The sequence below is a fragment of the Corallococcus sp. CA053C genome (assembly GCF_003611675.1).
Taxonomy (GTDB): Bacteria; Myxococcota; Myxococcia; order Myxococcales; family Myxococcaceae; genus Corallococcus.
Window position 1 is genome coordinate 1 of the sequence record NZ_RAWA01000393.1, and the last position, 9230, is coordinate 9230.

The following is a 9230-nucleotide window of genomic DNA, read 5'->3' on the forward strand; positions in this document are numbered from 1 at the left end:
GACCGCGGGGGGAACGGCCGGGAGGCGGACGGTCTGGGACGGGACCAGGACATGGCGGACGTTGATGATCTCACAGCTTCGCACTGGCGGACGGCCTCCGCCGGTGGACGCCATGTTTTTTTCCCACGCGCGGGGAAGCCTTCGCTGTGTTAAGCGAGGCGATTCCCCCCGACCCGCCCATTGGAGTCTGGGGCCTTGCGAGCCGTGCAAACCACCGCTGACACCCGAGACCCTCTCTCCCCGCAAGACGGACTGTGGCTTCGCGCCTTCAAGGCCGAGGTCCAGCCCGCCACGTTCAAGAAAGGCCGTGAGGTGGCCGAGGGCCGCCGCGTTTTCGGCCTGACACGTGAGCCCGAACGCATCCGCGCGCAGGTCGCGGGTCCGTCTGGCGAACGCTACGACGTGGCACTCATGCCAGGAGAGGGGAAGGTTGTTTCCTCCTGCACCTGCCCGGTATGGAACACCACCGGCCCGCACTGCGAGCACGTCGTCGCCGTGGCGCTCATCTACGCCGCGCGCTTCCGGCCGCCGCCTCCGCCGCAGAAGGTCGCGCCTCCGCCGCCTCCTCCGGAGGACGAAGGCATGCACCCGGACGACGAGGTCGAAGTCCCCCCCGACGCACCGGGGATGGAAGGCGTCAGCCTGCCCGCGCTCGCCAAGGTGGAGAGCTGGCTGGGGCTGTCGTCCCTGCCGGACTACGAGTTCCTCTACCGGCTGACCCCCGCGAACACGAGCACCGGCGGCTCCAACGGCCGTCACTGGGTCGTGGACGTCCGGCGCCAGGACGCGCAGACCAAGGGCCCCGTGCACGTCAAGCGCCTGCTCCAGGCGGGCAGCCGCATCGCGCCCCCGGACGAGCGCATCTTCATGGTGCTGTCGCGCCATGAGCACCGCTACGACTCGCGCATCGTGCTGTCCGACGAGGACCTGTGCGAAGTGCTGGAGCTGTTGCGCCAGCGCCGGGTCATCTACCGGGGCACGCCGCTCGTCTACATGGACGCGCCCGTGCGGCCGCAGATCCATCTGGAATCGCGTCCGGACGGCGCCACCGCGCAGATTGAGCTGCTGTTCCCGGACGGCGTGGGCTACCCGCTCAAGGACGTCATCGTGCTCGCGGGGCGGCGCACCTGGGTCATCCAGGCGCAAAACCTCCACCCGGTGGAGCCGGACTTCCCGCCGCGCCTTTTGCGCAAGTGGCTGCTGGAGCCGTCCATGGCCTTCCCGGCCGGACAGCTGGACCGGGTGCTGACGTTCTTCGCCGCGCACCTGCCGCGCTTCCGCATGTCGCTGAAGGCGGACGACATCGAGGTCGACGAGGCGGTGGAGCCGCGCTTCGTGCTCACGCTCGAAGGTGCCGCTGAGCGCGTGAAGGTGCAACTGGCCGCGCGCTACGGACAGACGACGGTGGCGGTGTCCCCCACCGCGACGCACCTGGGCTACGCGAGCGGCATCGGCGAGGACAGCCGCAAGCTGTACCGCCGCCGCGACGAGGTGGAGCGCTCCGCGGGCAAGCTGCTGTTGGATCAGGGCCTGCGCTTCGATGTGCCGACGCAGGCGTTCGAAGCGACCGGCGACGTGGCGCTGGAGTTCTGGGCGCGCGGGCTCGCGGGCCTGCCGGAGGCCTGGGAGCGCTACGGCGTGCAGGCGCCCAAGGTGCGGCTGCGCCCGAAGATCAAGCCGCGCATCCGCGTGGGCATGAGCGGCGTGCAGTGGTTCGACCTGGACGCGGAGTTCGTCACCGACGACCAGGCCGTGGACCTGGGCGCCGTGCGCATGTGGCTGGACTCCGGCCGCAAGTTCGTGCCCCTCAAGGACGGCTCCTTCGCGGAGGCCGACCCCGAGGAGATCAAGCGCGTGGCGGACCTGCTGGAAGAAGCGGGCGCCATGCCGGGCCGCACCCGCACGCGGCTGCCGCTACATCAGGCGGTGGCGTTGGATCTGCTCGCCGACCTGGGCGAGTTCACCGAGGTGGAGTCCAAGGCGCGCCAGGCGATGCTCGCGCTGCGTGAGACGTCGGGCGTGCCCAAGGTCGCGGTGCCCGAGGGGCTCCAGGCCACGCTGCGCCACTACCAGGAGGCGGGCCTGTCCTGGCTCTGGTTCCTGCGCCGGCACGGGCTGTCCGGAATCCTCGCGGACGACATGGGTCTGGGTAAAACCATCCAGTCGCTGAGCCTGATGCAGAAGGTGGCGAACGACGAGGGCCGCAAGCCGTCGCTGGTGGTCGCGCCCACGAGCGTGCTCGCCAACTGGGAGCGTGAGGCGGAGCGCTTCACCCCGGGCCTCAAGGCCATGGTGTGGCACGGGCAGGACCGGCGCGAGCGGGCCGAGGACCTGAAGGACATGGACCTCGTGCTCACGTCGTACGCGCTGGTGCGCCGCGACCTGGAGCAGCTGTCCCAGGTGGGCTTCCGCTACGTCATCCTGGATGAAGCGCAGAACATCAAGAACGCGGACAGCGCCACCGCGCAGGCGTGCAAGTCGCTGCCCAGCGAGACGCGCCTGGCGCTCACCGGTACGCCGCTGGAGAACCGGCTGTCGGAGCTCTGGAGCATCTTCGACTTCCTGATGCCGGGCTTCCTCGGCAGCGCGGAAGGCTTCAGCGACCGCTACGAGCAGCCCATCCAGGTGGCCAACGACGCCACCGCGAAGGACCGGCTGCGCCGCCGCATCCAGCCGTTCATCATGCGCCGCCTCAAGACGGAGGTGGCCAAGGACCTGCCGCCGAAGACGGAGAGCGTCGCGTGGTGCGAGATGGAGCCCGGCCAGGCCGCGCTCTACCGCGAGGTGCTGGAGGAGAGCCGCCGCAAGGTGCACGAGTCCATCGAGAAGGTGGGCTTCAAGCGCAGCCGCGTGTCCATCCTCGCCGCGCTGATGCGGCTGCGTCAGGTGTGCTGTGATCCGCGCCTGCTCAAGATGCCGCCCGGCACGCTGTTGCCGTCCAGCGCGAAGCTCGAGCGGTTCATGCAGCTCGTGGAGGACCTGGTGGCGGAGGGCCACCGCGCGCTCGTCTTCAGCCAGTTCACGGAGATGCTGGAGCTGCTGAAGCAGGAGGCCGACAAGAAGGGCCTGAAGTACCTGTACCTGGACGGTCGCACCAAGGACCGCATGGGCAAGGTGGACGAGTACAACCGCGATGACGGACCGCCGCTGTTCTTCATCAGCCTCAAGGCGGGCGGCACCGGCCTCAACCTCACTGCGGCGGACTACGTCATCCACTTCGACCCGTGGTGGAACCCCGCCGTGGAGGATCAGGCCACGGACCGTACGCACCGCATCGGTCAGACGCGCGCGGTCATCAGCTACAAGCTGATCACCCGCGGCACGGTGGAGGAGAAGATCCTCAGCCTCCAGCGTCGCAAGCGCGAACTCGCCGCGGGTGTGCTCGGCACCGACGGCGACGACATGGGCCGCACACTCACCGAACAGGACATCCAGGAGCTGTTCACCGAAATCTGATGGGCCCCAGGAGGTGGGGGAAGGTCGTGGTGCCAACGTGCCCGCCTTCCCACCCGCTCTCCCACCGTGCGCACGACCCGAACACCTGTGCAGTGTCAGCGAGACCTGCTAGGGTGTTCAGGTATCGGGGCGTCGTACGGACCGCGGAGGGCGCGCGTGCTGCTGGGTCTTCGGATTTCGAACGTGGCGGTGATTGAGGAGGTGGAGGTGGCGTTCGGCGCCGGCCTCACCGTCCTCACGGGTGAGACAGGCGCCGGCAAGTCCATTCTGGTGGACGCGCTGGGCCTGTTGCTCGGGGGCAGGGCGGATGCGGACGTCATCCGTGCGGGCTGCGAGGACGCGGCGGTGGAGGGCGTGTTCGCCCGGACGCCGGCGCTGGCGGCGCGGCTGGAGGAACTGGGGCTGCCGGACCTGGGAGACGAGGTGCTGGTGCGCCGGGTGCTTGGACGCACCGGGCGCGGCAAGGTCTACGTGAATGGTGCGCTGGTGACGCTGGGGGTCCTGGGGAAGCTCACCCGGGGCGCGGTGGACATCGCCGGCCAGCATGAACACGTGAGCCTCTTCGACTCCGGGCTGCACCGGGTGCTGCTCGACAAGTACGGCGGCCTGCAGGAAGCGCTGGCGGCGTACGGCCGCGAGTGGGCGAACCTGCGCGAGGTGGACGCGCGCATGGACGCGCTCGGCGGCGACGACGCCAAGGTGCGCGAGCGCGCGGAGTTCCTGCGCTTCCAGTTGGATGAAATCACGCGCCTGGAGCCGGAGGCCGGCGAGGACGTGAAGCTGGACGCGGAGCGGCGGCGGCTGGGCAGCGCGCAGAAGCTCAAACGGCAGGCCGCGGAGGCGGAGCTGCTGGTGGCGGGCGAAGCGCCCTCGGCGGTGGAGATCGTCGGGCGGGCGCTGGGGCTCGTGCACGAGTCCATCAAGTGCGACGCGTCGCTCGCGCCCGTGGCGACGTCGCTCAGCACCGCGCTGTCGGAGCTGGAGGAGGCCGCGCGCCGGCTCAACCGCTATGTGGAGGGGCTGGAGTCCGACCCCGGGCGGCTGGGTGAGGTGGAGGAGCGGCTGGATGCGCTCAAGCGGCTGTGCCGCAAGCACGGCATGACGCTGGACGGCGTCCTCCAGAAGCGCGGCGAGCTGGAGACCGAGCTGGGCACGCTGGAGAACCGGCGCGAAATCCTGGAGGAGCTGAGCCAGGAGCGCAAACGCGTGGAGGAACGGGCGCGCAAGGCGGCGCTGTCCCTGTCCCGCGCGCGCAAGGCGAGCGCCGGGGCCTTCTCCCAGCAGGTGCGGGACGGCCTGGGCGGGCTGGCCATGGGCAAGGCCGCCTTCGACGTGCGGGTGACGGCCGGGGAGACGCTGCGTCCGGACGGCCTGGACGAGGTGGAGTTCTTCTTCAGCGCCAACCCGGGCGAACCGGCGAGGCCCCTGGCCAAGGTGGCCTCCGGCGGCGAGGCGAGCCGGCTCCTGCTCGCGCTCAAACGTGCACTGGCCGACAGTGACGCGTGCGGCTGCTACATCCTGGATGAGGCGGACGCGGGCGTGAGTGGCGCCATCGCGGACGTGGTGGGGCGGATGATTCGCGACGTCAGCTCCCACCGGCAGGTGCTCTGCATCACGCACCTGCCGCAGGTGGCGGCGTACGCGGACGCGCACCTGCTCATCCGCAAGAGCGTGAAGGGGGAGCGCACCGTGTCCCAGGTGCTGCCCCTCTCAGCGGGCGCCGAGCGCACGCAGGAGCTGGCGCGGATGATGTCCGGCGTGGAGGTGACGCGCGAGGCGCTGGGCGCGGCGGAGGCCCTGGTCCGCTCGGCCCACCGCTCCCCGCGAGCGCGCCGGGAATCCGGTCCGGAGGGCACCAGCCCCCGGGGCCGGCTGCGCCGGACGGCCTGAAAACGGGCCTGAAAGGTGGGAGTGACCCAGGGGGAGGGGCATGACGCACTGCGAGTTTTCGTCCGCGTCCTTGCCCCCTCATTGGGGCTCACATAGCATCCGGCCCGTGTCCAGCACCGCAGGGCAGACCGCGGCCCCCCGCCATAAAGTCATCTCCGCTGGCCTGACGGACGTCGGGCGCAAGCGCAATCACAACGAGGACAGTTTCCTCATTGACGATGAGCTTCAGCTCTACGTCGTGGCGGACGGAATGGGTGGGCACGCGGGTGGCGGTACCGCGTCGCGCATCGCCGTCGAGACCATCGACAAGGAGCTGAGGCGCGCGCGAGAAGGGCGAGAAAACCCCTTCGTCAGCGTTCCCAACCTCCAGGAGTCGCCCATTCCAGAGGCGCTTCGTTCCGCGGTGGAGAAGGCCTGTCAGGCCATCTTCCTCACCGCCCAGGACGACGCGCGCCTCTCTGGCATGGGAACGACCGTCATCTCCCTGGTGGTCCGCGACGAGCACGCCTTCTTCGCCCACGTGGGCGACAGTCGCGCGTACCTCATCCGCGGCGACCTCATCCAGCAGATCAGCGAGGACCATTCCCTGGTCAACGAGCAGATCAAGGCCGGGATGATCACCCCCGAGGAAGCCAAGCACTCCCGCTACAAGAACATCATCACCCGCTCCGTCGGTTTCGAGGAGGAGGTGCAGGTGGACGTCATGGGGCTCGTGTCCGAGCCCGGCGACGTGTTCCTGCTCTGCTCGGACGGCCTCGCCAACATGCTGGAAGACCGGGAGATCCACGACACCGTGGCCCGGGCCCCCAGCCTGGAAGAGGTGCCCAAGCACCTCATCGACCTAGCCAACGAGCGCGGCGGCGACGACAACATCAGCGTCATCGTCGTGCGCATGCAGGCCGGCTGAAGGTCCACCAGGCCCGGGCGCGTTGGAGCGCGCCCGGCCTCTGTTGACCTTGACACTCTTCAAAGGCGGATGATAGCTGCCCCAACCTTTCCATCCCTGGCAAAATGCCGGTGGGTGACGGTGCGGGACGGGTGGTCGGCGGGGGAGGTGTTGCGAGCGCGGGGGGTGACTTAGCTTCTCGCGCCGGAAGTCCCACGTAGAGCAGGGTTTCTCCAGGAGTGGTTCGTGGCCAAAAAGTCCTTCACGCTGATGGTCATCCCGGACCACGACGCTCCGGTGAAGCGCTACACCATCCAGCGCTCCTGGTTGGTCCAGGTGGGCATGGGCCTGATGCTGGTGGCGGGCCTGGCCGCGGGTGCGAGCATCCACTACCTGCAGGTCGCCGCGGACGCCTCCGAGAACCGCATCCTGCGGGAGGAGAACCTCACGCTGCGCTCCCAGCTCAAGTCGGTGCGTGAGCGCATCGAGCACATCGGGTCCACGCTGGACCGGGTGGAGCGCTTCGACCAGAAGCTGCGCGCGGTGACGCTGCTGTCGGACCCGCAGCGCAACCTGGCCATGGGGCCCACGGAGCCGGAAGCCGGCACGGCGTCGCCCGCGACGGACACCCAGTTCACGCAGCTGACCACCACCGACACGCCCAAGGTGCTGCTGGGCCGCCTGGACCGGCTGTCCGCGGAGGCCACCCGCCAGGAGCTGAGCCTCCAGGACCTGCAGGCCTACTTCCAGGACCAGAAGTCGCTGCTGGCCTCCACGCCGTCGGTGTGGCCGGCGCGCGGTTGGGTGACCAGCGACTTCGGTCAGCGGCTGGACCCGTACACCGCGGACCGGGTGACGCACGCGGGCCTGGACATCGCGGCGCCGCACGGCAAGGAAGTCACCGCGCCGTCGGACGGCACGGTGGTGTTCGCGGGCCTGGAGGGCGGGTACGGCAACGTGCTCGTCATCGACCACGGCTACGGCATCAAGACGCGCTACGGCCACCTGTCCAAGATCCTCGTGAAGGCCGGCGACCGCGTGAAGCGCGGCGTCCCCGTCGCGGCGGTGGGCAACACCGGCCGCTCCACCGGCCCGCACCTGCACTATGAGGTGCGCGTGAATGGCGTGCCGCAGAACCCGCGCAAGTTCATCCTGGAAGAGTAGGGCTGACGAGTAACCGAGGAGTCGTGCTTCAGGTTCCTTCCGGCTCCGGGAGGAACGCGTCCAGGCGAAGGTGCCGGCGTTGCAGGCCGTGCGTCCGCCCGGTGCGCTCCATGATGTAGGCCCGCTCCACCTCCGCCCAGAGCAGCGGCCCCAGCACCTGCCAGTGGGACGGCTGGTGCACCGTCAGCTCCAGCAGCGCCACGGTGAAGCCCGGCACGTCGGTGGCCGACGCTCCCGCCGGCAGCGTGGGGCGCAGGTCCTCCGTCAGCCGCGCGCGCGTGGCCTCCGCGCTGTCCTCGCGCACGGTGAGCTGGGACGTGGGCAGGAGCAGCACCGCGAAGCCGTCCGGCTGGAAGCGCACGATGCGCGCGCCCGGGTACTGCGCGGCGAGTGACGCGACGGTGGCCTTGAGGAACGCGTCGCCCGCGGGGAAGCCGAAGCGGGCGTTGAAGTGGATCATCTCCTTCACGTCCACCATCACCGCGCCCACGCGCCAGCCGTCGTGGTGCGCGTGCGTGGACAGGTCGAACTCCTCCTTGAGGAGCGTCCCCTGCGTCAGCGCCTGCACGTGCAGCGCCCCCGTCACCGTGTCGGGCTGGCCCCGGCGGCGCTGCTCCGCGGCGATGAGTTCCTGGGCCGCGGCCTGCGGTGCTTCCTGCGCGTGCCCGGGCCGGGCGGCCCGGGGGTGGAGTGCCACGAGGGCGGTGGCGGTGGCGTCATCGATGGAATAGGGCATCGTGACCGGTGTGTAGCGCGGACGACCGCCGGGCGCAGGCCCCTTCAGCGCATGCGGTGCGCCGTCACCGTCACCTCGTCCCGGTCGTGGTAGAGCTGGCGGACGGTGAGGCCCTCCCAGCCCCCGTCGTCCACGAGGATCTGCTTCACGCGCAGGAGCAGCGGGTTCTTGTCCTTCATGGGCAGCTTGATGTTGGCCACCAGGTTGCGCGCCCAGCGGCGCCGGCCCCACTTGGCCAGGAGCTGCGCGACTTCCTGGGGCCGCCACGCCATGTCGCAGAAGAGCCAGTCCGCGGGCTCCTCCGGGGCGTAGGCGAAGGCGCTCTGCTGCACGTGCTGGACCTTGGGGTTCTTCGTGAGCTCCGGCATCAGCCGCGCCGGGTCCACCGCCACCACCCGGGCCCCGCGCGCCACCAGCCGCTGCGTCCAGCCACCCGGCGCCGCGCCCAGGTCCACGCAGACGTCGCCGCGCCCCGGCTCATGGGCGAGCCCGTCCAGGGCCTCCTCCAGCTTCATCGCCGCACGGGACGGGGACTCGCCCGCGCGCTTCATCCGCCGCCGGCCGCCCGGCGCGAGCGACAGGGCCTCGCGGGCACTCACCGCGCCCGCCACCAGCACGCCATCCGGCGCCACGCACAGGCCCACCAGCAGGGCCCCCGCGTCGCGCGCCCGGTGGTCCTCCTCCAGCAGCCGGTGCGGTGGAATCGCGGCGCGCACCGCCGCCTCCAGGGCCTCGGCGCGTCCGGCCTGGGTGTTGCCGCGCTCGCTGTCCGGCGTGAAGGCGCGCAGCACCCACGGCACGTGGGTGGGCAACCCGGACAGCGCGTCCAGGATGTCCTCCACGGGCACCTGGGCTCCCCCAGCGGGCGCCCAGGTGGCGATGACCTTCTCCGCGGCACGGCCGAAGGCGGGCGGCACGTCCGGGCGCCGCTCGGACTCCAGCAGGGCGGGCCCCAGGAGCCGGGGGTTGGCGTCCGCCCAGAGCAGTTCCTCGAAGAGGTGCGACTCGAAGCCCTCCCGGCACGTCCACAGCCAGCGCCCGGGTTGGGCGGCCAGCGTCTGTGCGGGCATGGGTGGTACGCGCGCCCGAGGTGGGATG

The 9230-nt window shown here is 70.5% G+C and carries 6 protein-coding genes; 4 read left to right on the forward strand and 2 right to left on the reverse strand.

Features of this window, described 5'->3' with window-relative positions; all coding sequences use genetic code 11:
- Positions 1-195 precede the first annotated feature (195 nt).
- From D7V97_RS34785 to D7V97_RS34800, 4 genes are all read left to right on the forward strand, one after another.
- Positions 196-3456, forward strand: a complete 3261-nt coding sequence (locus tag D7V97_RS34785; protein WP_233583412.1) for an SNF2-related protein — start codon at positions 196-198, stop codon at positions 3454-3456.
- Between the two features lie 156 nt (positions 3457-3612).
- Positions 3613-5346, forward strand: coding sequence for a DNA repair protein RecN (recN, locus tag D7V97_RS34790; protein WP_120614929.1), 1734 nt, complete (start codon positions 3613-3615; stop codon positions 5344-5346).
- Positions 5347-5452: 106 nt separating this feature from the next.
- Positions 5453-6253: a Stp1/IreP family PP2C-type Ser/Thr phosphatase gene (locus D7V97_RS34795; RefSeq protein ID WP_120614930.1), complete on the forward strand. Its 801-nt coding sequence runs from the start codon at positions 5453-5455 to the stop codon at positions 6251-6253.
- 225 nt (positions 6254-6478) lie between these two features.
- Positions 6479-7396: a M23 family metallopeptidase gene (locus D7V97_RS34800; RefSeq protein WP_120614931.1), complete on the forward strand. Its 918-nt coding sequence runs from the start codon at positions 6479-6481 to the stop codon at positions 7394-7396.
- 28 nt (positions 7397-7424) lie between these two features.
- Here D7V97_RS34800 and D7V97_RS34805 read toward each other — a convergent pair whose 3' ends face one another.
- Positions 7425-8132 carry a diguanylate cyclase gene (locus tag D7V97_RS34805; protein WP_120614932.1) on the reverse strand — a complete coding sequence of 236 codons (708 nt, stop codon included), beginning with the start codon at positions 8130-8132 and terminating at the stop codon, positions 7425-7427.
- A gap of 44 nt (positions 8133-8176) precedes the next feature.
- Positions 8177-9229 (reverse strand): 23S rRNA (cytidine(2498)-2'-O)-methyltransferase RlmM, encoded by a 1053-nt coding sequence (gene rlmM, locus D7V97_RS34810; RefSeq protein WP_233583413.1) that lies wholly within the window; start codon positions 9227-9229, stop codon positions 8177-8179.
- Position 9230 lies beyond the last annotated feature (1 nt).

Coding starts and splice junctions, on each gene's coding strand:
- D7V97_RS34805 (WP_120614932.1), bottom strand. CDS start 8,132: ATGCCCTATTCCATCGATGACGCCACCGCCACCGCCCTCGTGGCACTC.